The sequence below is a fragment of the Caulobacter sp. Root1455 genome (assembly GCF_001426905.1).
In the GTDB taxonomy this organism is placed as follows: Bacteria; Pseudomonadota; Alphaproteobacteria; order Caulobacterales; family Caulobacteraceae; genus Caulobacter.
On the sequence record NZ_LMFQ01000024.1, the window covers coordinates 255,513 to 277,755 of the forward strand.

22 protein-coding genes and 2 tRNA genes are annotated in these 22,243 nt (G+C 67.6%); 11 read left to right on the top strand and 13 right to left on the bottom strand.

Annotation, left to right across the window (positions count from 1 at the left end; translation table 11 throughout):
• Window positions 1–33: 33 nt before the first annotated feature.
• Window positions 34–1,350, bottom strand: a complete 1,317-nt coding sequence (locus tag ASD21_RS18630) for a serine hydrolase domain-containing protein (protein ID WP_056444816.1) — start codon at window positions 1,348–1,350, stop codon at window positions 34–36.
• Between the two features lie 161 nt (window positions 1,351–1,511).
• Between ASD21_RS18630 and ASD21_RS18635 the strand changes: the two genes are divergently transcribed.
• Window positions 1,512–1,586, top strand: a tRNA-Thr gene (locus ASD21_RS18635).
• 493 nt (window positions 1,587–2,079) lie between these two features.
• On the opposite strand, the gene ASD21_RS18640 is transcribed toward ASD21_RS18635, so the two are convergent.
• On the bottom strand, window positions 2,080–2,820 hold the full coding sequence (locus tag ASD21_RS18640) for a class I SAM-dependent methyltransferase (RefSeq protein WP_056444819.1): 741 nt from the start codon (window positions 2,818–2,820) through the stop codon (window positions 2,080–2,082).
• 128 nt (window positions 2,821–2,948) lie between these two features.
• On the opposite strand from ASD21_RS18640, the gene ASD21_RS18645 reads away from it, so the two are divergent.
• Window positions 2,949–3,024, top strand: a tRNA-Thr gene (locus ASD21_RS18645).
• A gap of 80 nt (window positions 3,025–3,104) precedes the next feature.
• On the opposite strand, the gene ASD21_RS18650 is transcribed toward ASD21_RS18645, so the two are convergent.
• A complete protein-coding gene (locus ASD21_RS18650; protein WP_056444822.1) occupies window positions 3,105–3,329 on the bottom strand; it encodes a hypothetical protein in 225 nt (74 codons plus the stop codon).
• 491 nt (window positions 3,330–3,820) lie between these two features.
• On the opposite strand from ASD21_RS18650, the gene ASD21_RS18655 reads away from it, so the two are divergent.
• From ASD21_RS18655 to ASD21_RS18670, 4 genes are all read left to right on the top strand, one after another.
• Entirely contained in the window at window positions 3,821–4,729 is a 909-nt protein-coding gene (locus ASD21_RS18655; protein ID WP_056444826.1) for an alpha/beta hydrolase, read from the top strand.
• Complete coding sequence (locus tag ASD21_RS18660) at window positions 4,726–5,181, top strand: YaiI/YqxD family protein (RefSeq protein WP_056444829.1); 456 nt, start codon at window positions 4,726–4,728, stop codon at window positions 5,179–5,181. The genes ASD21_RS18655 and ASD21_RS18660 overlap by 4 nt, the downstream gene beginning before the upstream one ends.
• Window positions 5,178–5,600 (top strand): alternative ribosome rescue aminoacyl-tRNA hydrolase ArfB, encoded by a 423-nt coding sequence (gene arfB, locus ASD21_RS18665; RefSeq protein ID WP_056444832.1) that lies wholly within the window; start codon window positions 5,178–5,180, stop codon window positions 5,598–5,600. Before ASD21_RS18660 ends, arfB begins: the two co-directional genes overlap by 4 nt.
• A gap of 123 nt (window positions 5,601–5,723) precedes the next feature.
• Complete coding sequence (locus ASD21_RS18670) at window positions 5,724–6,254, top strand: GNAT family N-acetyltransferase (RefSeq protein WP_056444835.1); 531 nt, start codon at window positions 5,724–5,726, stop codon at window positions 6,252–6,254.
• Here ASD21_RS18670 and ASD21_RS18675 read toward each other — a convergent pair.
• The 3 genes from ASD21_RS18675 to ASD21_RS18685 all read right to left on the bottom strand — a co-directional run bounded on the left by ASD21_RS18675 (window position 6,251) and on the right by ASD21_RS18685 (window position 7,781).
• Entirely contained in the window at window positions 6,251–6,769 is a 519-nt protein-coding gene (locus tag ASD21_RS18675; protein ID WP_056444839.1) for a MarR family winged helix-turn-helix transcriptional regulator, read from the bottom strand. The genes ASD21_RS18670 and ASD21_RS18675 overlap by 4 nt on opposite strands.
• Window positions 6,770–7,031: 262 nt before the next feature.
• Entirely contained in the window at window positions 7,032–7,265 is a 234-nt protein-coding gene (locus ASD21_RS18680) for a hypothetical protein (RefSeq protein ID WP_056444842.1), read from the bottom strand.
• A 39-nt stretch (window positions 7,266–7,304) separates the two neighbouring features.
• The gene (locus ASD21_RS18685; protein WP_056444845.1) at window positions 7,305–7,781 is read right to left on the bottom strand and encodes a GcrA family cell cycle regulator; all 477 of its coding nucleotides are present in this window, start codon (window positions 7,779–7,781) and stop codon (window positions 7,305–7,307) included.
• Between the two features lie 294 nt (window positions 7,782–8,075).
• On the opposite strand from ASD21_RS18685, the gene ASD21_RS18690 reads away from it, so the two are divergent.
• Genes ASD21_RS18690 through ASD21_RS18700 form a run of 3 tightly spaced genes read left to right on the top strand, consistent with a single transcriptional unit; the run spans window position 8,076 to window position 9,320 of the window.
• The gene (locus ASD21_RS18690) at window positions 8,076–8,588 is read left to right on the top strand and encodes a c-type cytochrome (RefSeq protein ID WP_056444848.1); all 513 of its coding nucleotides are present in this window, start codon (window positions 8,076–8,078) and stop codon (window positions 8,586–8,588) included.
• 13 nt (window positions 8,589–8,601) lie between these two features.
• Window positions 8,602–8,970 (top strand): nuclear transport factor 2 family protein, encoded by a 369-nt coding sequence (locus tag ASD21_RS18695; protein WP_056444851.1) that lies wholly within the window; start codon window positions 8,602–8,604, stop codon window positions 8,968–8,970.
• Entirely contained in the window at window positions 8,967–9,320 is a 354-nt protein-coding gene (locus ASD21_RS18700) for a nuclear transport factor 2 family protein (RefSeq protein ID WP_056444854.1), read from the top strand. Before ASD21_RS18695 ends, ASD21_RS18700 begins: the two co-directional genes overlap by 4 nt.
• A gap of 16 nt (window positions 9,321–9,336) precedes the next feature.
• Here the strand turns inward: ASD21_RS18700 and ASD21_RS18705 are convergent, their stop codons facing one another.
• From ASD21_RS18705 to ASD21_RS18725, 5 genes are all read right to left on the bottom strand, one after another.
• A complete protein-coding gene (locus ASD21_RS18705) occupies window positions 9,337–11,691 on the bottom strand; it encodes a transketolase (RefSeq protein WP_056444857.1) in 2,355 nt (784 codons plus the stop codon).
• Window positions 11,692–11,706: 15 nt separating this feature from the next.
• A complete protein-coding gene (locus tag ASD21_RS18710) occupies window positions 11,707–14,844 on the bottom strand; it encodes an efflux RND transporter permease subunit (protein WP_056444860.1) in 3,138 nt (1,045 codons plus the stop codon).
• Window positions 14,844–15,959, bottom strand: a complete 1,116-nt coding sequence (locus ASD21_RS18715) for an efflux RND transporter periplasmic adaptor subunit (protein ID WP_056444864.1) — start codon at window positions 15,957–15,959, stop codon at window positions 14,844–14,846. Before ASD21_RS18715 ends, ASD21_RS18710 begins: the two co-directional genes overlap by 1 nt.
• Before the next feature lie 117 nt (window positions 15,960–16,076).
• Window positions 16,077–16,766, bottom strand: coding sequence for a hypothetical protein (locus tag ASD21_RS18720; RefSeq protein WP_156390738.1), 690 nt, complete (start codon window positions 16,764–16,766; stop codon window positions 16,077–16,079).
• Window positions 16,767–16,867: 101 nt separating this feature from the next.
• Complete coding sequence (locus ASD21_RS18725; RefSeq protein WP_056444868.1) at window positions 16,868–17,644, bottom strand: class II aldolase/adducin family protein; 777 nt, start codon at window positions 17,642–17,644, stop codon at window positions 16,868–16,870.
• A 128-nt stretch (window positions 17,645–17,772) separates the two neighbouring features.
• Here ASD21_RS18725 and ASD21_RS18730 point away from each other — a divergent pair, with 128 nt between their 5' ends.
• Window positions 17,773–18,444: a spermidine synthase gene (locus ASD21_RS18730; RefSeq protein ID WP_056444870.1), complete on the top strand. Its 672-nt coding sequence runs from the start codon at window positions 17,773–17,775 to the stop codon at window positions 18,442–18,444.
• Here ASD21_RS18730 and smpB read toward each other — a convergent pair.
• Both smpB and dapA read right to left on the bottom strand, forming a co-directional pair.
• Window positions 18,441–18,899 carry an SsrA-binding protein SmpB gene (smpB, locus tag ASD21_RS18735; RefSeq protein WP_056444873.1) on the bottom strand — a complete coding sequence of 153 codons (459 nt, stop codon included), beginning with the start codon at window positions 18,897–18,899 and terminating at the stop codon, window positions 18,441–18,443. The genes ASD21_RS18730 and smpB overlap by 4 nt on opposite strands.
• On the bottom strand, window positions 18,899–19,783 hold the full coding sequence (dapA, locus tag ASD21_RS18740; protein WP_056444875.1) for a 4-hydroxy-tetrahydrodipicolinate synthase: 885 nt from the start codon (window positions 19,781–19,783) through the stop codon (window positions 18,899–18,901). Before dapA ends, smpB begins: the two co-directional genes overlap by 1 nt.
• Before the next feature lie 269 nt (window positions 19,784–20,052).
• Between dapA and ASD21_RS18745 the strand changes: the two genes are divergently transcribed.
• The gene (locus ASD21_RS18745; protein WP_056444878.1) at window positions 20,053–22,224 is read left to right on the top strand and encodes a lytic transglycosylase domain-containing protein; all 2,172 of its coding nucleotides are present in this window, start codon (window positions 20,053–20,055) and stop codon (window positions 22,222–22,224) included.
• Window positions 22,225–22,243: the final 19 nt, after the last annotated feature.

The window sequence follows — 22,243 nt, forward strand, 5'->3', positions numbered from 1 at the left end:
TAGGCTTTGTTTTATTGGCCCTTCGCGGGGCGGTTACTGCGCAGGATCGACCAGGGCCTGGTAGACCAGGGTGGCGGCGTCGTCGTTGATCTTGGCCAGGGCCGGGTCGATCTCCTTGGCCAGGATGTGGATCATCCCCAGCATGAAGAGGTCGTTCTTGGGGTCGACCCAGAACCAGGTCCCGGCGGCCCCACCCCAGCTGTAGGTCCCCTCGCCTTGCAGGGTGCCGTCCCGGGCCGGGTCGGTGACCACCGCGAAGTCCAGGCCGAAGCCCACGCCCTTCGCCGGCGAGAACGACGCGTCGGGCGCCGTCATCACGATGTCGGTCAGGTGGTTGGACGCCATCAGCCTTACCGTGCCCGGCGACAGGATGCGCGCCCCGTCCAGCTGCCCGCCGTTCAGCAGCATCTGGGCGAAGCGGGCGTAGTCGGCCGTGGTCGAGACCAGGCCGCCGCCGCCCGAGGCGATCGCCGGCGGCTTGGTGACGTCCAGCACCATGAAGTTGTCGGCCGGCTTCAGGGCGCGGGTCTTCGGATCGGGAATATAGAGCGCGGCCAGGCGATCGCTCTTGGCCGGCGGAACCCAGAAGGAGGTCTCGGTCATCTTCAGCGGGTCGAAGATCCGGCTCTTCATGAAATCGGCCAGGCTCATGCCCGACAGCCGCTCGACGATCAGCCCCTGGATGTCGACCGAGACGCTGTAGCGCCACTCGGTTCCCGGCTGGCTGGCCAGGGGCAGCTTGACCAGCGTGTTCAGAAACTCGGCCTGGGTCTTGGAGCTCAGCAAACCGCTGTCGCGATAGGCCTTCTCGACCGGTTGATCCGTGCGCAGACCATAGGCGAAGCCGCCTGTGTGGCTCATGATCTCGCGCATGGTCGGCGCGCGCGTCGCCGGTTCGGTGATGAAGGTCCCGTCCGGGTTCTGGCCCTTGTAAACCTGCAGATGGGCGAACTCGGGCACGAACTTGGTGACCGGATCATCCAGACGCCACTTGCCTTCCTCGAACAGGATCATCATCGCCACGCCGGTCACCGGCTTGGTCTGGGAATAGATCCGGAAGATCGTGTCCTTGGTCATCGGCGCGCCGCCGATGACCTTCTTGCCGAAGGTCTCGTAGCTGACGATCTTGCCGTGACGGGCGACCAGGGTGACCGCGCCCGGCAGGTGCCCCTGGTCGACCAGGCCCTGCATGTAGGCGTCCAGACGCTTGAGGCGTTCGGGCGAGAAGCCCGCGGCGTCGGGCGCGGCCACGGCCAGGGTCGGAGCGGCCGGCCTGGGCGCGCTCCAGGCCGGACCGACCGCCAGAGCCACGACGGCCGTCGCCGCCGCCATCGTCCGCAAAATCCACATCCGCCGCCCTCCCGAACAGTTGTTTGAGAGCACCTTAGCTTGGTTTGGCGGCGCGGCAATGGATCAGGTGGGGATCAGGTTGGGGATCAGGTCGGCCGCCGCCCTTGCCCGCGCCCCGTCCTTGTGGGTAAGGAGAACCCCCGCTCGGCGCAGCGGTGTTGGCCGGATTAGCTCAGCGGTAGAGCAGCGGTTTTGTAAACCGAAGGTCGGGGGTTCAATCCCCTCATCCGGCACCATCCCTTCCCTTATCCAGCAAGGGGTTCTAGGCCTCGCCGACACCGCCCGCGCACCGGCGAGAAATGGGAACGAACGGCGAAAATCAGTGAAGTCCGGGAGGTGATTCCCGGGAATGGTCCCGGATAATGTTCCAGCCATGTGCACGTCTCAGTCCCAAGACCCCCACGACCTCGCCATTCGCGACTGCTTCACCGCCGGTCACGGCATCACGGTCTGGTGCGCAACCGCTGCCCGGGTCGTGATCTTGATCTCACCCGGCTCGGCAAGTGGGCCGACCGCAAGCTCCTGGGCCTGATGCGCGAGGGCGTGATCGTCTGCGTTCGGAGCAGCCAGCCGGCGACCTTCGTCTCGGTCTCGGGTCATCTCGTTGCTGTCCCGATCCTTCGATGGCGGCTTGGGGACGACGCCATGCCGGACCAGCGGGCCCAGAACGCGAAAAGGCCCGCCCCGCCGGAGCGAGACCGGCCGGTTCGCCAACGGTTGACTCGCTGCTCAGTCGTCGAACCTAAGCACAACGAAGCGGCGCCAGGCTCGACAATCCTCTGTTTGCGATACGACAGACAAGCCCACATCGCGAGCCACGTCGAGAACGTCCTGCTCGGAGAAAGCGTATCCGGACGAAACTTGTTCTGCGTCGTGCTCCGCGCGGGCGTCGTACACCGTGCCGGCTTCACCGTCACCGCGAGCAAAGAAATCGCAGTGAACCGTTCCGCCCGGTTTGAGCAGGAAGCGCGCCAGGCGCAGGAGGCCCTTCGCACTCTCGTAGTTCTGGTGGATAAAGAACTCGCGACCCACGACCGTGTCGTAGAGGCCGGCATGGCCCGCCAGCAGATCATGGTCGTTGATATGGACGAAGCGGCAGTTCGGATGGGCGCCACCCCGGGCCATGGCCAGGGCTACTCGGGAGACATCAATTCCGAGATAGCGATCGACGACGAACCCCAAGTGCTTGCCGAGCAGGCCCGGACCGCATCCAAGTTCGACGACGTGTCGACCAACGATGCGGTCGGCCGAGGCCCAGATCCGAAGCTGCACTGCGAAGGTGTACGACGGATGGCTTGCCAAAACGGCGTCAAAGACTTGACGCTCGTCCAGGCCATCCAGGGCGCCGACGTGCTCTAGACAATCGGCCTCGACGACGAATGGATTCACATCCTCGGTGAGAAGATAGGCTCCCCACTCTCGGTCCCATCGCGACGCCACTTCTTGCGGAATGGTCACCAGATCAAGCATAGGTCGAGCCTACAACTACGCGGCGAAGGCTCCAAACGTTTTCCACGTCTCCGCGCGGCTCTGGAAGACGACATTCCCCGGAATGCCCCCGGAGCTACCGGAGTCGATACGCCGCAAACCAAGGCCAAGTAGGATGTTGAGCGATCAAGCTCAGCGGTTTTGTAAACCGAAGGTCGGGGGTTCAATCTCCCTCATCCGACACCACCTCCCAGTCCAGAACCCTTGGCGAAGGGTCACCGCCCAGCCCGTCAGGGCTGAGCGACCGGCTTGACGCTTCCTGGGTTTCAGGCGCCCAGCAGCGCCTCGTAGCGGGCGACGTTCTCGGCCAGCCACTGACGCAGCCGCTCCAGCTCGCTGATGTGAACGTGGGTCTCGTCCTGCACGCCGCCGTCATCGGTGCGCGAACCCACCTGCAGCTTGCCGCTGCGCAGGGCTTCCAGGCGTTCGTCGAGGGCCTCCTGCTCGGCCTTGTGTCGCTCGACGACGCGATTGATTTCGGCCTTGTCCATACTCGGTCTCCACTGCGGCCGCCGACAACGCCGGAACGGCTCCACGCTTGAGGACCAAGTGTACGGCGACGCCGGACGCGCGTCGATCAAAGGCCTCGCCAAGGCCAAAAAAAAGCCCGGCGCGAGGGCCGGGCAGTCATTAGGGAGGAAACGCCCAGGAAGGGCAGGAGCGCCAAGGGCGGCTCCACGGGTTGATAACTAGTGCGTCGGGATGGCCAATCAAGGGCAAGGCCGCCGCGCCTTACGGTGAAGCTGCTCTGAAGCCCTGTTTGTACACAATGCATGCAACCCGATCGGCCGTGCCCAAACCTCGGGCGCGACGGTTTCCCGCGAAGGGCGAAAAAGCCGGCTCCCGCCGCTCTCCGCCGGCGGTGAGTCGCATCCGCGGAGCCTCGCCCCCGTCCGCCTGCCCGAGCGGAAGGCCCGACATGGACAGCCGAACCCGGGCCGGTTAAGCCTTCCGGCGCACGAACGGCCGAGGCGGAAGACCGATGAACGCGCCCCTGACCAGCGTCTTCGCCGAACGGGTGGCCGGCGCCCACCGCTTCGGGCTTGAACGGGTCCGCCGCGCTGTGCGCTTCGCCATCGCCCATCGCGACCGCAAGCTTCCGCGCCTCGCCCAGATCCGCAATCTCGACTATCCGGCCGCCAGCGGAAAGCGCGCCGCCCGGCTCTACGTGCCGATGCGGGCCCCCGTCGTCGGCCCCGCCATCCTGTTCTTCCATGGCGGCGGCTTCGTGATCTCCGACATCGAGACCCACGACGCCCTCTGCCAGCGCCTGGCCGACGCCGCCGGCGTCCGCGTCGTGTCGGCCGCCTATGGCCTGGCCCCCGAGCACCCCTTCCCTTCGCAGATCGACGACGCTCGGGCGGCGTTCGCCTGGCTGCTCGACCAGGCCGCCGAGCTCGGGATCGATCCGGATCGCCTGGCCGTGGCCGGCGACAGCGCCGGCGCCTATCTGGCGGCCACGGTGGCCAACGAGGCCAACGTCCGGCGGGCCGGCGCGGTGAAGGCCCAAGGCTTGTTCTATCCGCTGGTCCACCTGGACGACGAGATCTGGGCTCAGACCCTGCTGCGCGACGCCCGGCTGATCGGCCGGCTGGCCGTCGCCTACATCAACGTCCAGTTGGCCAACGCCCACGCGCCGTCGCTGCTGGACGCCGTCGGCCCCGCCACGCCGCCGACCTTCCTGGTCAGCGGCGCCCTGCTCGACCCCGTCCATCCCGACGCGGTGACCTATGCCCGTGCGCTCGAGGCGGCGGGCGTGCCGGTCGAGCTGAAGGCCTATCCCGGCCAGGCCCACGGCTTCGTCAACTTCACCCACGTCCTGCCCGCGGCGGTCGAAGCCGTCGCGACGCTTGGCGCCCGGCTGGGGAAGGCGCTACGAGACGGCGCATGACCGTTCTCTACATCGACGCCGACGCCTGCCCCGTGAAGGACGAGGTCTACAAGGTCGCCGCCCGCTATGGCTTGAAGACCTTCGTGGTCTCCAACAGCTGGATCCGCGTGCCCCTGACCCCGGCCATCGAACAGATCGTGGTCGACGCCGGTCCCGACGTGGCCGACGACTGGATCGCCGAACGGGCCGGCCCCGGCGACGTGGTGATCACCAACGACATCCCGCTGGCCGACCGCGTGCTGAAGGCGGGCGGTCAGGCCCTGGGCACGACGGGCCGGCTGTTCACCGTCGACGCCATCGGCTCGGCCCTGGCGTCTAGGATGATCGGCGAGCACCTGCGCTCGATGGGCGAGGTCACCAGCGGCCCCAAGGCCTTCGGCCCCGCCGACCGCTCCAAGTTCCTGCAGGCGCTGGACACCGCCGTGGTCAAGGCCCGGCGCGTGGTCCGATGATCGAGATCACGTCCTGGCTGCGCATCGAGGACGACGAGATCGTCGAGAAGGCCACCCGCGCCTCGGGTCCCGGCGGCCAGCACGTCAACAAGACCAGCACTGCGATCGAACTGCGCTTCGACGTGCGCAACTCCCCCACCCTGCCGGAGGATGTGAAGACGCGGCTGGAAGCCCTGGCCGGCAGCCGTCTGACCCTGGACGGCGTGATCGTCCTGTTCGCCCAGGGCAGCCGGTCCCAGGAGATGAACCGCCAGGAGGCCCGCGATCGGCTGGTCGAGCTGATCCGACGCGCGACCGAAAAGCCCAAGCCCCGGCGGCCGACCAAGCCGACCTATTCCAGCAAGCTCAAGCGGCTGGAGACCAAGGGCAAGCGCGCGGGCGTCAAGGCGCTGCGGGGACGTCCAAAGGGCGACGACTGAGCCCAAGCTTCACAAGGCGTTGAGTTGGCGCGCGACGGAACAACTTTTAAGTAAGTATATAGAACTGGACAATTTTTACGGATAGCGACCACATTCCGCCAAGCGCTGGCGGCGGGGCGGCCCATGAGCCTGGTGGTTCGAGAAATGGCGGAATCCGAGGTCGATCTGGTCATCGACTATTTCCATGCGTCGACCCCGGAACATCTGGAATTGATCGGCGTGGATCCGGCGCGCCTGCCAAGGCGCGAGGACTGGCGCGCCTATTACGCGTTCGTCTTCCAACAGCCGCTGGAGCGTCGCGAAACCCTGCTGCTGACCTGGTTGGATGACGAACGCCCGGTCGGCTTCTCAAGCGCCGACAAGATCTCGTTCGGTCAGCACGCACACATGCATCTGCACGTCACCACGTCCGACGACCGCCGACGCGGCCTGGGAGTCGAGGCGGTGCGGCGCAGCGTCGGGCTCTATTTCGAACAACTACGGCTGAAGCGGCTGTTCTGCGAACCCCACGCCTTCAACGCCGCGCCGAATCGCACGCTGAGATCGGCCGGGTTTAGATATCTGAAGACCCACGTCACGGTGCCCGGCCCCCTGAACTTCCGCCAGCCGGTCACCCGATGGGTGATCACGCGACCCCAAAAGCTGGACTCCTAGCCCGTCGCCAGGGTCGGTTCGACGGGACCGAAGGACAGCACCTCGTGCTTCCACTCCGGTTCGGTGATCAGGCCGCCGAGGATCTTCTTGAGATAGGTCGCGAGGTTGGTCTGCTCCTCCTCGGTGAGCTCGGCGCAGACTTCCTGGTTGATCGGATGGATGTCCTCGCGGATCCGTCCCAGGATCTCCTGGCCTTCAGGGGTCAGACGAACCACCACCTTGCGGCGGTCCGAAGCCTGGGCGCCGCGTTCGACGAGGCCGTCGCGGATCAAACCGTCGATCGAACGGGTCAGGGTCGTGCGGTCGGCGGCCGACAATCGCGCCAGACGCGTCATCGAGCATTCGCCGAACCGCGCCAAGGACGCCAGCGCCACCCACTTGGCGAAGCTGAGCCCGTGTTGCGCGATGCAGTCGGCCGCCAAGGCGCGCCGGTGCTGCTCGGTCTGATACATCAGATAGCTGACATAGGTCGGCAACGGCAAACCGCGGCCCTCCCCTTGCTTCGGCTCTGACATGGTTCCCCCCACGCCAAAAATGACGCGCCTTCATCCCACACGCGCGAGCCGCGCACAATCACGGCCCCGCTTGCACGAGCGCGAATGCGCGCGGTTGCATGTATTTGAAACGCCCCGCCGTCGCCCCTGCGGCTCAAGCGACAGCGAACACCGTTCGATCGAGGCTAACGCCACGCTAACCATACGGTTCCAGACGAAACGGCCCCCGCGAACAGGTTCGCGGGGGCCGTGTATTTTTCACCCATCAAGGGCCGAAAGCGGGTCAGGCGGCGCGGCTGGCGATCGCGTCCGGGGCCGCGGCGTTGCGAGCGCGGGCCCGGGCCAACCAGTCATCGGGATAGGTCTCGCGCACGACGATCGACTTGAATTGCCCCACGGGGATGCGGGTGTTCTCGCCGGGATTTAGATCGCGCGACACCGAGTGGCCGGCGAACTCTTCAATGATGGTGATCACCTGGCTGCTGCCGGCGGTGTTTTCGATCAAGACCATGTTCATGGGGTCGTCCTGGAGCTTGGGTTCAGGCGATGAGGCCGATCAGGCGGTGCGGTGTTCGATCCGGGCGGCCGGCCGGCGGACCCAGGCCTTGACCTCGGACGGCGTGGCCAGCCTGCGGAAGGCGCCGCGGGCGTGCTCGTCGCAGTAGGAGCCGCGGGCGGTCTTTTCGCGGCCGCAGAAGCCGAAATCGTGGCATTCGGGATTGCCGATCGGCCAGCGGCAGGAATGGGTCTCGAGACCGAGGATGTTCGCGGTCGGCGCCATCTCGGCGATCTCGATCAAGCGAAGCGCGGGGCGGATCGGAGCGGCGTCGCGAATAATGCGGGCGCGGGGCTGGGCTCGAACGGCGGTGCGTTGACGGGTGGGGATGTCGCGAACGGTGATGCCCAGGCGATGGACCTTGCCGATCACCGCGCTACGGCTGACGCCGCCCAACTGGCGCGCCACCTGACTGGCGCTCATTCCCTCAAGCCACAGTTTCCGAAGCGTGGCGGTGCGCTCTTCGTTCCAGTCCATGGTGTTGTTTTTCCTACCCGGTCGCCGGAGCAGCCCCTCCGACGGCTTTCTGGTTACGTTTATGGTTAATTCTGGTCAATTTTTTATGTGCATACCCACGGTTTGTAATCGGTCGTTTTGCTTTTACATTCTGTGAGATAGCGCGCGTTGTCGCAGGGTCCTCGCCGAAAGATGGCGAGACCTTGACCGCATAACGTCGGTATATATTGGATGCGAGGCCCACAGTTGGGCCAGAAAATGAATGCGGCGCCGCGCCGCACAGCTTGCGGCATAATGTCAGTCGGGGACTAGTAAATGCGTCAACATCACCTCGCCGCGGCGGCGGTCGTCTGCATCCTCTTGGCCGGTTGCTCCAAGCCCGGAGCCGGAACCGCTGAAGGCGGGTCGGTGGGTTCGACGACCTCGGCGCCCGCGTCGGCGGCGCCCACCGACGCCGAGAAGCAGGCCCTGCTCGCCGCCCTCCCCGCCCCGTACAACACCGGCGACCTGATGAACGGCCAGAGCAAGTTCGCGCTCTGCCGGTCCTGCCACACCATCACCGAGGGCGGCCCCAACCTGACCGGCCCAAACCTCTATGGCGTGTTCGGCCGGAAGGCGGGCGGCAAGTCCGACTATAAGTACTCGCCCGTCGTCGCCGCCGCCGGCTTCGACTGGGACGCCGAACACCTGGACAAGTGGCTGGACAATCCGCGCGGCTTCATGCCGGGCACCAAGATGACCTTCGCGGGCCTGCATGACCCCAAGGACCGCATCGATCTGATCGCCTATCTGAAGGTCGAGACCGGTTACAAGCCGCCCAAAGGCTGATGGAATCCAAGGCATGGAAGACGCGCATGCGCTGCTGGCCAAGGTCTACGACGCCTACAACCGGCGGGATTTCGACGCCTTTTCCGCCATGCTGACGCCCGACGTCGACTGGCCCGACCTGGTCGAGGGCGGTCGGCTGACCGGCCTGGACGCCCTGCGCGCCTACTGGAACCGCAACAATCGGTCGATCACGGTCGACGCCGCGCCGATGTCCTTCGCCGACCTGCCTGACGGCCGGATCGCCGTCGACGTCAACCAGATCGTCCGCAACCTCGCCGGCCAGATCTGGTCCGACAGCTGCGTGCGCCAGATCTTCACCCTGCGCGACGGCAAGGTCTCGCGAATGGACGTCGAACCTCTCGATAGGGGGCGCCGAGCATGAGCGCGGCAACCGACCTGATCGTCCGCTATTACGACGCGATCGAACGCCGCGACCTCGAGGCGGTCCTGGCGACGACCCATCCAAGCGTGCGTTTCCGCGACTTCCTCGACGGCGGCGAGGTCGAGGGTCTGGACGCCGCCCGTGACTTCTATCGACGCATGTTCGAGCTCGCGCCCGATCTCGACCCGATCAAGATCGAGACCCTGCCCGGCGGAAAGGTGCGGGTCGAATTCCAGTCCTCGATCCACTCGTCCTCGGGCCATCTGTGGTCGGACACCCGCCAGGCGGCGATCTACACCCTGGCCGACGGGCTGATCCAGGGCGTCGAGTTGCTCGGCCCGACCTCTTGAGGGACCTTCGCGTCCGTCAGATCAATAGGTCGGCGCAGGCGTCCAGGATGGCGTCGGCGTCCAGGCGGTACTTGGTGTAGAGGTCCGGCAGATCGCCCGACTGGCCGAAGGTCTCCAGCCCCAGGGCGCGCAGCCGCATGCCTCGCACCGAGCCCAGCCACGACAGGGTCGAGGGCGCGCCGTCGATCACCGTCACCAGCCCAGCGTCGCGCGACAACGGGGCCAGCAGGGTCTCGATGGTCGAGGCGCGGGGCCCGCCGTTGGTCCAGCGCGAACGGCCGGCGGCGGTCCAGTCACGGTGCAGGACGTCGGCCGAGGTCACGGCCAGCAGGCCCGCGCCCGGCTCGTCCTCCAGCACCGCCTCGAAGGCCGCCAGGGCCTCGGGAGCCAGCGCCCCGGCATAGGCGATGGCCAGGCGCGCCCCGGGGGCCGGGGGCCGCAGCCAGTAGGCGCCGTCGACCACGCCCTTGCGCCAGGCGTCGTCGCCGCGCTCGGGCTGGGCGATCACCCGGGTGGAAAGCCGCAGATAGGTCGAGGCTCCCTGCTTGACCTGGATCTGCTCGAAGGCGTGGGCCATCAGCACCGCCGTCTCGTCGGCGAAGGCCGGCTCGTAGCTGTCCAGGCCCGGCTGGCTCATGCCGATCAGCGGCGAGCCGATCGACTGGTGCGCGCCGCCCTCGGGGGCCAGGGTCAGGCCCGATGGCGTGGCGACCAGCAGGAAGCGGGCGTCCTGGTAGCAGGCGTAATTCAGCGCATCGAGGCCCCGGGCGATGAAGGGATCGTACAGGGTGCCGACCGGGAATAGCCGCTCGCCGAACAGCGGCGCGGTCAGGCCCAGGGCCGCCAGGGCGATGAACAGGTTGTTCTCCGCGATGCCCAGCTCGACGTGCTGGCCGGTCTCGGCCTTGGACCAGACCTGGGCCGAGGGAATGCGCCGGCGCTTGAAGACGTCCTCGTGCGCGCGCCGCTGGAAGACGCCGCGCCGATTGACGAAGCCGCCGAGATTGGTCGAGACCGTGACGTCCGGCGAGGTGGTCACCACCCGACCGGCGAACTCGTCGTCTCGGCGGGCGATCTCGAACATCACCTTGCCGAACGCCGCCTGGGTCGACTGCTCCCCGCCTCCCGCCACCGGGGCCAGAAGTTCGTCGGCCGTCGGAAGGACGATCGCCGGCGCCACGTGCTGGCGCTCCACCTGTGCGGCGAACGGAGCGCGGGCGACCAGGCCCTTCAGCGCCGTGTGCTCGGCGGCCGACAGGCCCGACAGCGCGTCCCATTCCTCGCCCTCGACCACGCCCAGCCGGGTGCGAAGTTCGGCGATCTGGGTCTCGGTCATCAGGCCGGCGTGGTTGTCCTTGTGCCCCTGGAACGGCAGGCGCAAGCCCTTGACGGTGTAGGCGATGAAGAAGCGCGGCGCATCGTCCTGGCTGGCCCGCTCGAAGGCCTCCAGGATCGTCTCCATGCAGTGGCCGCCCAGCTCGGTCATCAGCTCGCCGAGATCGACGTCCTTGTAGGCCGCGATCAGATTCAGGGCATGGGCGTCCCCCGCCAGGTCCGTGCTCAGCCGCTCTCGCCAGGCCGCGCCGCCCTGGTAGCTCAGAGCCGCGTAGAGGTCGTTGGGCGCGGTCTCGATCCAGGCCTTCAGCGCCTCGCCGCCGGGCTTGGCGAAAGCTTCGCGCTGGCGCTTGGACCATTTCAGCGTCTCGACTGTCCAGCCGGCGGCCTCGAAGATCTCGCCGTAGCGGGTGAACATCCGGTCCTGGGTGGTCGCGTCCAGGCTCTGGCGATTGTAGTCGACGATCCACCAGGTGTTGCGGATGTCGTGCTTGCAGGCCTCGATCAGGGCCTCGTAGATGTTGCCCTCGTCCAGCTCGGCGTCGCCCAGCAGCGAGATCATCCGCCCCATCCGCTCGGGCTTCACCGCCCCGCGCGCCGCCAGATAGTCCTGGGTCAGAGAGGCGAAGGCGGTCATGGCCACGCCCAGGCCGACCGATCCGGTCGAGAAATCGACGTCGTCGACATCCTTGGTGCGTGAGGGATAGGACTGCGCCCCACCCAGGGCGCGGAAGGCCTTCAGCTTCTCCAGGCTCTGGCGGCCGAACAGATGCTGAATGGCGTGGAACACCGGGCTGGCGTGCGGCTTGACCGCCACGCGATCCTGCGGCCGCAGCGCCTTCATGTAGAGCGCGGTCATCAGGGTGGTCATCGAGGCGCACGAGGCCTGATGCCCCCCGACCTTCAGCCCGTCGCGGCTTTCACGCAGGTGGTTGGCGTTGTGGATCGTCCACGAGGCCAGCCAGAGAATGCGTTCCTCGATGCGACGCAGGAGCGCAAGCTCCTGCCGCTTCGCCGCCAAAATGGCTTCAGCCATGCTTCCTCACCCGGTTCAGACGGGTGAGGCATGCCCTTCCCCGCTCTTCTCGCGGGCTTCATAGTCCTCGATCTGCCGCGAAGTCCACTCCGGAGACTTCGTGAAACGGGCCAGCAGGTTGTAGAACACCGGCACGATGAACAGGGTCAGCAGGGTGGAGAAGATCGCGCCGGTGCAGATCACCGCCCCGATCGTCTGGCGGCTGCCCGCCCCCGCCCCGGTCCACAGCATCAGCGGCAAGGCGCCCATGGCGGTGGCGATCGAGGTCATGATGATCGGCCGCAGGCGCAGGGCGGCGGCCTCGATCACCGCCTCCTTCACCTTCAGCCCCTCGTCGCGCAGCTGATTGGCGAACTCGACGATCAGAATGCCGTTCTTGGCGGCGATGCCGACCAGGATGATCAAGCCGATCTGGCTGTAGGTGTTGATGGTCGAGCCGGTCATCAGCAAGCCGAACAACCCGCCCAGCACCGCCAGGGGCACGGTCAGCATGATGACGGCCGGGTGGATCCAGCTTTCGAACTGGGCGGCCAGCACCAGAAAGACCAGCAGCAGGGCCAGGCCGAAGGCGATGCCGACAGCGCCCGAGGCTTCCAGGAAGTCCTTGGCCTGGCCGCCCCACTTGACGCTGACGCCGGGCGTGGGATGGGCGGCGGCCTGACCCTGGAGGAACGTCACCGCGTCGCCCACGGTGTAGCCGGGCGACAGCTGAGCCGTCAGGGTGACCGACCGCAGACGATCGACCCGGGGCCGATCCGCGGCGTCGCCCCGCAGTTCGGTGGTGACCACGGTGGCCAGCGGCACCAAGGTTCCGGACTGGGTGCGCACCTGAAGTTGGTCCAGGTCGGCGAGGCTGCGGCGTTGCGCGAGGTTGGACTGCAGGATGACGTCGTATTCCTGGCCATTCTTGATGTAGGTGGTCGCCCGACGCGAGCCGAACATGGTCTCCAGGGCCCGGCCGATCGACTGCGTCGAGATGCCCAGGCTGGCGGCCTTGTCACGATCGATCTTCACCGCGAGGCGCGGCGAGGTCGGCTCATAGTCGATGCGCGGCCGCGACAGGCCCGGATTGGCCTGGGACGCGGCCAATATCGGTTTCAGCCAGTTGGCCAGTTCGACGTAGTCATTGCCGGTGGCGATCAGGTCGACATTGGTGCCGCCTCCGCCCCCGCCGCCGCGCTGAAAGGCGCCCCGCACGCTGGCCACCGCGCGTACGCCCGTGATCTTACTCAGACTCTTGTTGAGCTCCGCGGCCACCTGATCGGCGGTCTTGTCGCGTTCACCCCAATCCTTGAGCACCAGCACGCCGTTGCCGGTGCTGAACTGGCTTTGGCCAAAGCGCGGCACGCCGATGATGGTCCGCGCGGCGACGCCCTCCGCGCGATACTTTTCCAGCTCCTTCTCGACGGCGTTGGCGGCCTTGACGGTGTAGTCGAAGCCCGCGCCCTCGGGGCCGTTGATTGAGATGTCGACGCGGCCGCGGTCTTCGGCCGGCACCAATTCCTGCGGCATGACGACGAACAGGCCGCCGGCCACCAGGGCCAGGAACAGCACCGTCAGGCCGGCTCCAACGCTGGCCGACCGGGCGGCCAGCAGGCGCTCCAGCGAATGGCGATAACTCTCCTTCAGCCTGTCCATCGCGTGGTCGACCTTGCGATTGAACCAATTGCCGCCCGAGGCCGGCTTGAGCAGCTTGGAGGCCAGCATCGGCGACAGGCTCAACGCCAGCAGGGCCGAGAACGCGACGGCGGCGGCGATGGCCGCGGCCAACTCGACGAACAGCCGGCCGATATAGCCGGGCAGGAACATCAACGGCGCGAACACCGAGATCAGCACGATCGTGGTGGCGACCACCGCGAAGAACACCTGGCGGGTGCCACGCAGGGCGGCGACATTGGCCGGCTCGCCCTCGTCGACCCGACGCTGGATGTTCTCGACCACCACGATCGCGTCATCGACCACCAGGCCGACGGCCAGCACCAGGGCCAGCAGGGTGAGGAGGTTTAGCGAGAAGCCCAGCGGCGCAAGGATGATGAAGGTCGAGAGAATACAGATCGGCGCGACGATCGAGGGGATCAGGGCCGACCGCCAACTGCCAAGGAACACCAGGTTCACGAAGGCCACCAGGGCGATCGATATGCCCATGGTGACCCATACCTCGTGGATCGCTTCGGCGGTGAAGATCGAGTTGTCGACGGCCTTGATCAGCTGCGTGCCGGGCGGCAGCGTCTTGTTGATCTCCTTCAACTCGCTGTCGACGACCTTGGAGATGGCGACGTCATTGGCCTGCGATTGGCGCGTCAGGAAGATGCCGACCTGATTGACGCCGTTGCCGCGGTAGAGCCTGCGGCGCTCGTTGGAGCCCTCCTCGACGCGCGCCACGTCGCCAAGGCGGAGCACGAAGCCATTGGCGTCGGCCGCCCGTATCGGCAGTTTCACGAAGTCCTCGGCGCGCGAATAGCTGCGCGCCACGCGAATGGTGAAATCCTTGGCGTCGCTTTCCAACGCCCCGGCCGGCAGTTCGACGTTCTGACTATTCAGCGCGGCCTCGACGTCGTCCACCGTCACGCCGCGCGCGGCCATGGCGTCTGGGTTGAGCCAGATCCGCATGGCGTAAAGCTGGCCGCTGAGGCCCGCCTGGGCGACGCCGGGCACGGTCGATAGACGCTCGACCAGATAGCGGTCGGCGTAGTCGGCCAACTCCAGCGGCGACAAGCTCGTGGAGCTGAGATTGAGGAAGACGATCGGCGAACTGTCGGCCTGGGCCTTGGCGATTTGCGGCGGATCGGCCTGGTCGGGCAGGTTCGAGGTCACGCGACTGACCGCGTCGCGCACGTCGTTGGCCGCCGCGTCCAGGTCGCGGTCGAGCGTGAAGGTGATGGTGATCTGCGAGCGGCCGTCGCGCGAGGAGCTGTTGACGCGGTCGATGCCCTGGATCCCGGCGACCTGGCGTTCGATGACCTGGGTGATCCGCTCCTCGATGACCTCGGCCGAAGCGCCCCGATAGCTGGTCGAGATCGACACCACGGGCGGATCGACATTGGGCAGTTCACGGATCGCCAGGCTGCTGAAGGCGGCGAGGCCGATGACGCAGAGAATGATCGCGAAGACGGCCGCGAAGACCGGACGGCGGACGGAAAGGTCGGAAAGCATCAGCCGCCCTTCTTCCGGGCGCCGGCCTTCTGCCCGCCCTTGCCGTCGCCGCCGCCGACGGTCGCGCCGTCCTGAACCCGGTTGAGGCCATCGGCCACGATCCTGTCGCCGGCCTTCAGGCCCGAGACAATCTCGACATAGCCGTCCGACGACAGACCGGTCTGCACCGTGGTGCGACGGGCGATCTGCCCCTTGGGGCCCTTGACGATCAGGAAGACCGAGGCTTGCGTGCCCTCGAACTGGATGGCGGCCTCGGGCACGGCCACGGCCTGGCGCTGACCCTGATCGATGCCGACCTTGATCAGCATGCCGGGCTTGAGGCGCCCATCGGAATTGGAGAACTCGGCCCGCGCCTTCAGCGCGCGGGTGGCCGGATCGATGCGGGTGTCGATCTGGGCGATGCGGCCGGTGAACACTTCGCCCGGCCGGGCGTCCGGCTCGGCGGTGATGGTCAGGCCTTCACGCAGGATCGGCAGATAACGGTCAGGCACCGAGAAATCGACGCGGATCAAGGAAACGTCGTCCAGGCTGACGATCGGGGTTCCAGGGCTGATCAGGGCGCCCGGCGCGATGTCGGAAATGCCCACCCGGCCCGAGAACGGCGCGCGGATCACCTTGTCCAGCTTCTGGGCGCCGGCCGAGGCCAGGGCCGCGCGGGCGGTGTCGCGGGCGGCCAGGTACTGATCGGCCGAGGCGCGCGGCGCGATGCCCTTTTCGGCCAGGGTCTTCCATCGCTGGTATTCCCGATCGGCCTGGGCCAGCTGGGCCTGGGCCTGGGCGATGCCGGCGTCCTCCTGGTCGCCCTTCAACTCGACCAGAACCTGTCCCTTGGACACGGCCTGGCCGTCGCTGAAGTGGACGGCGGTGATCAGCTCGGCCGTGTTCGAGGTGATGGTCACCGACTGGCGGCCCTTGGCCACGCCCAGCACCTCGACCCGGTCGGTGAAGGTGCGCGGCTGGACGACGATCTGCGACACCGCCGTGGCGCGGCCGCCGCCGCCCGGACCGCCCTGCCCTGGCGCCTTACCGCCGAAAGCCAGCTTCACCCCGCCGACGACCAGCATCAGCAGCACAGCGACAACCGCCGCGACGAGAAAGAAGTGTCTGCGGATCACGAAAAGCTCCGGGGGCCGAGAAGAGTCGGCATAGCTAGCAGAAGGCGGCTCATTAGCCGCCAGCCCTAGCCTGCGTCCAGTGACACACGGATGACCAAATATTACGGTCCTGAAATATCAGAACCGCCGCCACACCGCCACGACGGGGCCGTGGTCGACGGGGGTCTCCCGACCGGAAAGCGTCCGCCGCCATCCCGCCTGCAGGCTCCACGCGCCCAGGTCGCGGGTGACCGAGATCTCGCGCTTGCGCCAGCGTGACTGGACCGGCTGTGAGTCCGCCTGCCCGGTATAGGCCTGGACCATCAGAAGCCAGCGGGGCGTGGGCCTCAGGCCCGCCGTGACGTCGATCCGGGTCTCGTCCGCCAGGCCGCTGCGCTTGAGGCGCGCGACCTGCAGCTCGGCGAAGCCCTGCGCCCCGCGCCACTGTCTCGAGGTTCCCGCCAGGAGGCGCGCCTCCAAATCGGTGTCGCCCTGGCCCGGCGCCGCGTAGCCGGCGTTGCGTCCCACCCCATCCTTGGTGGTGCCCAGATAAAGACTGACCGCTGATCGATCCGTATGCAGCAGCGCATAGCGCAGGCCCAGCTCGATCGGGCCGCGGCCCTCGTAGTCGACGAAATTATCGTGGCCCCGGGTCAGCGCCGCCTTGGTCTGCAAGGTCAGCCGGTCGGTCAGCCCGTACTCGGTGTAGATCGACAGGGTCTCGTCGCGACGCGGATCGATCGGAACCTCGACGCCGTCGGGATCCAGCCCCCTGTCGGCTTTCTGCCCCTCGTACTTCAGAATGGCCAGCCCCTCGCCGTCCCTCATCGGCCAGGCGCCGGCCCAGGCCGGCGGGCAGAGCAACGGGCAAAAGAAAGCCGCCGCGACCCCGATGATCGCGGCGGCGTTTCGTTTTCGCGGTTTGGGCGTCAATCAGCGTAACCGGGGGATTCCCGGTCGAGTTTGCGCAGGCAACCGGGCCAGGCCAGGCCGGCGATCATGCCCATGCCCATGCCGGTCTGACTGCGGACCTCGGCCTGTGCGTTTTCCGGCGCTTCCAGCACGTTCTCGCGACCGGCGCTGAGCGCCATCACCTGCTGGGCGCACGCGCGTTCCAGGAAGAACATGCCCAGCCAGCACTCGGCCGCCGTCATTCCCACCGACAGGGTGCCGTGGTTGCGCAGCATCATCAGCTTCTTCTCGCCGAGGTCGGCCACCAAGCGTTCCCGTTCGTCCAGGTTGAGCGCAACACCTTCATAGTCGTGATAGGCGAGTTGTGGCAAGACAATTAGCGACTGTTGCGACAGCGGCAGCAGACCTTCCTTGTTCGCCGACACCCCCACGCCCTGGTCGGTGTGCAGGTGCATGACGAAATGGGCGTCCTCGCGCGCCGCGTGGATCGCCGAGTGGATCGTGAAGCCCGCCGGATTGATGAAATACGGGGTCTTGTCGATGACGTTGCCGTCCAGGTCGACCTTGACCAGCATGGAGGCGGTCATCTCGCCGAAGAACATGCCGTAGGGATTGATCAGGAAGTGATGTTCGGGCCCGGGGATGCGGGCCGAGACATGGGTGAAGATCATGTCGTCCCAGCCGTGAACGGCGACCAGACGATAGAGCGCGGCCAGATCGACGCGGGCCTTCCACTCGGCTTCGCTGACCTTGTCCTTGAGCGACGTGGCGATGGGCGATGCACCGTCGGCCATGAGCGGATCCTCCTAGGTTATCATTGTTAGCTTAAGGGTCGCGCCGCGCGCCTCCGGCGTCAAGCGGCGATGGCTCCGTCCCCGGGCCTGTGTTAGCCCGTGAGCCTCCATCGCGTTCGAGACTTTCCATGATCCCCTGGCAGCACCTGGACACCGCCAAGGTCCCCGGCGACGGCGGCGAGCTGAAACTGATGCGGCGCGGGACCGAATATTCGATCATGGCCGGCCCGATCGAGCTGATGAACAGCCGGCTCAGCGGCTCGGAAGAGGCCATGGCCACCCTGGCGTTCGAACGCGTCGGTCAACGTCCCAAGGCGCGGGTGCTGATCGGCGGCCTGGGCATGGGCTTCACCCTGCGCGCCGCCCTTGCCGCCTTCGGCTCCGACGCCCGGATCGTCGTCGCCGAACTGGTGCCGGCCGTGGTCGCCTGGGCTCGCGGACCGCTGGGCGAGCTGCACGGCGCCAGCCTCGACGATCCGCGCGTGACGCTGCACCAGGGCGATGTCGGCGAAACGATCCGCGCCGAGGCGGCCGTCTACGACGCCATCCTGCTGGACGTCGACAACGGCCCCGGCGGCCTCAGCCGCAAGGAGAACGATGGCCTCTACAGCCGAAACGGCCTAGCCGAGGCGCGCCAGGCGCTGCGTCCGGGCGGCGTGCTGGAAGTCTGGTCCTCGACCCGCGACAGCGACTTCACCCGTCGCCTGAAACAGGCCGGCTTCGCGGTCGAGGAGATCGGCGTGCGGGCCCACAAGGGTCGTGGCGCGCGCCACGTGATCTGGATGGCGACGAAGGCCTAGTCCCCCCGGTCGCCCTTCATCAGCCGCGCCTTGTCGCGCTGCCAGTCGCGGGCGGCTTCGGTCTCGCGCTTGTCGTGGTTCTTCTTGCCCTTGGCCAGGCCGATCTCGAGCTTGGCCAGGCCCTTCTCGTTCCAATAGAGCTTCAGCGGGATCAGCGTCCGGCCGTCGCGTTGCACGGCGCCGATCAGCTTGTCGATCTGCTTGCGGTGCAGCAGCAGCGTCCGGTGCCGGCGCGGCTCGTGGTTGAAGCGGTTGGCGTGGCCGTAGGGCGGGATGTCGGCGTTGATCAGCTTGATCTGGCGGCCTTCCACCGAGGCGTAGGACTCGGCGATGTTCGCCCGCCCCACGCGCAACGACTTCACCTCGGTGCCGGTCAGCATCAGCCCGGCCTCGAACGTCTCCTCGATGAAGTAGTCGTACCGCGCGCGGCGGTTCTCGGCGATCGGCTTGGTCATCAGACCAGACCCGCCTCGCGCATGGCGTCCAGGATCTCGGGCTTCGCCGCCTCGCTGCACGGGGCGATCGGCAGGCGCACGTCGGGCTCGCAAAGGCCCAGGTGGGCCATGGCGAACTTGGTCGGCGACGGCGAGGCGTCGAGGAACAGCGCCTTGTGCAGACGCACCAGGCGGTCCTGCCAGTAGAGCGCTGTCTCCCACGCGCCCTGCAGGCAGGCGTTCATGAAGGTGGCGCAGGCGTCGGGGGCGACGTTCGAGGTCACCGAGATCACGCCGTGGCCGCCGTGGGCGATATAGCCCAGGGCCGTGGGATCGTCGCCCGACAGCATGACCCAGTCGGGACCGCACATGATCCGCTGGAAGCTGGCGCGCGTCAGGTCGCCGGTGGCGTCCTTGATGCCGACGATGTTGGGCAGTTGGGCCAGTCGCGCCAGGGTCTCGTTGCTGACGTCCGAACCCGTGCGGCCCGGCACGTTGTAGACCAGCACCGGCAGCTGCACGGCGTCGTTGATCGCCTTGTAGTGCTGGTAGATGCCTTCCTGGCTGGGCCGGACGTAGTAGGGCGAGACCACCAGGGCCGCGTCGGCGCCGACGGCCTTGGCGTGGGCGACCAGCTCGATCGCCTCGGCGGTCGAGTTGGAGCCGGCCCCGGCGATCACGGGCACGCGGCCGCGGGCGGTCTGCACGCACAGCTCGACGACGCGCTTGTGCTCCTCGTGGCTCAGGGTGGCGGTCTCGCCGGTGGTGCCGACCGGCACCAGGCCGTGCACGCCGCCGGCGATCTGGCGCTCGACCAGGGCCACGAAAGCTTTCTCGTCCACCGCGCCGTCGCGGAATGGCGTGATCAGCGCCGGAATGACGCCCTTGAACGGAGAATGAGCCATGACTTGCAATTTGCCGTGAGAAACGCGCCGCGACGGTTGCGGCCGGGGAATGGGGGCGGACAATATGTCTCTCCCCCCATGTCCCGCAACCGCCCGTAACGCTTTGCGACGATTTGGGGGTTTCGGCGGAGGTCAAATCGCCGCGAAGCGGTCTATACCGAGTGAACAGGAGCCTGATCGAGGTCCGATCGCCGCAAATCGGCCCCTCCGGCGTCCGAAAACGGCGAACTACCGCCCACCAGGGCCAGAGAATCGAAGGAGATGGCGTTTTGGCCTCAGGGTTGGGTAAGGTCTTGCTGGGCGGAGCCGCCCCCCTGGTGCTGTGCGGCGTGGCGCTCTTCGGCGTCGCGCTGGCCCAGGACGATGTCGATCTGCCCCGCGCGCCCCAGCCCTACACCGGCCCGGCCACGCCCCAGGGCCTGATCACCACCCCGCCGACCGCGACCTACGCCACGCCCGCCGAAGCCGACGCCGCCAACCTGCGCATAGCGGTCACCAGCCGCGACCCCGCAACCATCCGCATGGCGATGTCCAGCATCCAGGACCCGCTGTCCCGAAAGATCGCCCTGTGGGCGCTGGTCGACGCCGGGGCCGAGAGCATGGGCTTCTTCGAGCTCGATCAGGCGCGTCGCGACCTGTCGGGCTGGCCCCGCGCCCAGCGCCGCGACACCGCGGCCGAAAAGGCCCTGATCGTCTCCGGCCTCGACGCCCAGCGGATGATCGCCTGGTTCGGCGGCCGCGATCCGCAGACCGCCGAGGGCGCCATGAACCTGGCCGCCGCCTACCAGGCCGCCGGCCGCGACGCGGACGCCGCCAACCTGATTCGCCGCTTCTGGCGCGACGAGGTGTTCGAGGCGGACGCCCAACGCGGCATGCTGGCGCGCTACGGCACGCTGCTGACGAGCGACGACCACGTCCGCCGCGCCGACATCCTGCTGTACGGACCGCAGGGCCCCGCCGCCCGCGACATGGTCACCTTGCTGCCCGACGACCAGCAGGCGGCGGCCCAGGCGCGCATCGCCTTCCGCTCGAACGCCAGCAACGCCAACGACCTCTACGCCGCGCTGCCCCCGGCTCAGCAGGCCCAGCCGGGCGTGGTGTTCGAGCGTGCGTCCTATCTGCGCCGCAAGGGCCTCGACACCCTGGCCCTTCCGCTGGTCCGGCAGTTTCCCGCCCCGCCCCCCAGCGACGACGCCGCGTCCGCCATCTGGCGCGAGCGCAAGCAACTGGTGGTGTCGGCCCTGAGGGCCGGCGACAGCGCCGGCGCCTACGCAGCGGCCAACGCCCATCTGAAGGACGGCTCCGACGCGGCCGAAAGCGAGTTCTACGCCGGCTGGATCGCGCTGACCCGGCTCAAGAACGCCGACGCCGCCGCCGACCATTTCGCCCGCATCGCCGAGATCGGCGCCTCGCCGATCACCCGCGGCCGGGCCCTCTACTGGCAAGGGCGGGCCGCCGAGGCCCAGGGCGACCGTATCGCCGCCCAGGCCTTCTATGCCGAGGGCGCGCGCTACATCACCACCTTCTACGGCCAGCTGGCCGCCGAGAAGGCCGGGATCAAGGAGATCCGCCTCGGCAAGGATCCGACGATCACCCAGGCCGACCGCGCTCGCTTCGAGGGCCGCGAACTGGTCCGGGCGGTGCGGACCCTGATGGCCGCCGGGGCCCGGGACCAGGTCCGGGTCTTCGTGCTCTACATCGACGATCAGCTGCCGACCGCCGAGGAAGAAGCCCTGCTGGTCGATCTGGCCAGAGGTTACGGCGACCCAGACCTGGCCATGCGCGCGGTCCGCACCGCCGCCCAGCGCGGCTTTATCCTGCCCGAGCGCGGCTATCCGCTGCTGGACCACCTGTTCACTCCGGGGCCGGGCGCGGCCGAGACGGCGTTCGTCTATTCGATCTCGCGCCAGGAAAGCAACTTCGACCCCAACGCCCGCTCCGCCCCCGGCGCGCGCGGCATGATGCAGTTGATGCCGGCCACCGCCGCGATCGTCGCTCGGCAGCTGGGCGAGAGCCACAGCGTCGATCGCCTGTCGGACCCGTTCTACAACATGCGCCTGGGCTCGACCTATCTGGGCAGCATGGTCAGCAACTTCAGCGGCTCGTACATCCTGGCCTCCGCCGCCTACAACGCCGGCCCCGGCCGTCCGGCCCAGTGGGTCACCCTGTGCGGCGACCCGCGCGGCGCGACCACCGATCCGCTCGACTTCATCGAATGCATCCCGTTCTCCGAAACCCGCAACTACGTGATGCGGACCATCGAGACGACCATGGTCTACCGCGCCCGCCTCAACGGCGGCGTGGCCCCGCTGACCCTGTCGAGCGACCTGAAGCGCGGGGGATACAACTATGCGGGACCGACCAGCGCGCCCATCGGCGGGACCACGGCGACCTCGACCACCGCCATCCCGCAAGGCGGCTACGTGCCGGGGACGCGGTAAGGCGACGCCATCGGGAACC

Excerpts from the sequence above, each read along its gene's own strand:
- ASD21_RS18705 (WP_056444857.1), bottom strand. The coding sequence starts at position 11,691 with ATGGCTGAAGCCATTTTGGCGGCGAAGCGGCAGGAGCTTGCGCTCCTG.
- ASD21_RS18640 (WP_056444819.1), bottom strand. The coding sequence starts at position 2,820 with ATGCTTGATCTGGTGACCATTCCGCAAGAAGTGGCGTCGCGATGGGAC.
- ASD21_RS18710 (WP_056444860.1), bottom strand. The coding sequence starts at position 14,844 with ATGCTTTCCGACCTTTCCGTCCGCCGTCCGGTCTTCGCGGCCGTCTTC.
- ASD21_RS18630 (WP_056444816.1), bottom strand. The coding sequence starts at position 1,350 with ATGTGGATTTTGCGGACGATGGCGGCGGCGACGGCCGTCGTGGCTCTG.
- ASD21_RS18655 (WP_056444826.1), top strand. The coding sequence starts at position 3,821 with ATGAACGCGCCCCTGACCAGCGTCTTCGCCGAACGGGTGGCCGGCGCC.
- dapA (WP_056444875.1), bottom strand. The coding sequence starts at position 19,783 with ATGGCTCATTCTCCGTTCAAGGGCGTCATTCCGGCGCTGATCACGCCA.
- ASD21_RS18695 (WP_056444851.1), top strand. The coding sequence starts at position 8,602 with ATGGAAGACGCGCATGCGCTGCTGGCCAAGGTCTACGACGCCTACAAC.
- ASD21_RS18690 (WP_056444848.1), top strand. The coding sequence starts at position 8,076 with ATGCGTCAACATCACCTCGCCGCGGCGGCGGTCGTCTGCATCCTCTTG.
- ASD21_RS18700 (WP_056444854.1), top strand. The coding sequence starts at position 8,967 with ATGAGCGCGGCAACCGACCTGATCGTCCGCTATTACGACGCGATCGAA.
- ASD21_RS18685 (WP_056444845.1), bottom strand. The coding sequence starts at position 7,781 with ATGGACTGGAACGAAGAGCGCACCGCCACGCTTCGGAAACTGTGGCTT.
- ASD21_RS18680 (WP_056444842.1), bottom strand. The coding sequence starts at position 7,265 with ATGAACATGGTCTTGATCGAAAACACCGCCGGCAGCAGCCAGGTGATC.
- ASD21_RS18730 (WP_056444870.1), top strand. The coding sequence starts at position 17,773 with ATGATCCCCTGGCAGCACCTGGACACCGCCAAGGTCCCCGGCGACGGC.
- ASD21_RS18675 (WP_056444839.1), bottom strand. The coding sequence starts at position 6,769 with ATGTCAGAGCCGAAGCAAGGGGAGGGCCGCGGTTTGCCGTTGCCGACC.
- arfB (WP_056444832.1), top strand. The coding sequence starts at position 5,178 with ATGATCGAGATCACGTCCTGGCTGCGCATCGAGGACGACGAGATCGTC.
- ASD21_RS18670 (WP_056444835.1), top strand. The coding sequence starts at position 5,724 with ATGAGCCTGGTGGTTCGAGAAATGGCGGAATCCGAGGTCGATCTGGTC.
- ASD21_RS18720 (WP_156390738.1), bottom strand. The coding sequence starts at position 16,766 with ATGAGGGACGGCGAGGGGCTGGCCATTCTGAAGTACGAGGGGCAGAAA.
- ASD21_RS18660 (WP_056444829.1), top strand. The coding sequence starts at position 4,726 with ATGACCGTTCTCTACATCGACGCCGACGCCTGCCCCGTGAAGGACGAG.
- ASD21_RS18650 (WP_056444822.1), bottom strand. The coding sequence starts at position 3,329 with ATGGACAAGGCCGAAATCAATCGCGTCGTCGAGCGACACAAGGCCGAG.
- smpB (WP_056444873.1), bottom strand. The coding sequence starts at position 18,899 with ATGACCAAGCCGATCGCCGAGAACCGCCGCGCGCGGTACGACTACTTC.
- ASD21_RS18725 (WP_056444868.1), bottom strand. The coding sequence starts at position 17,644 with ATGGCCGACGGTGCATCGCCCATCGCCACGTCGCTCAAGGACAAGGTC.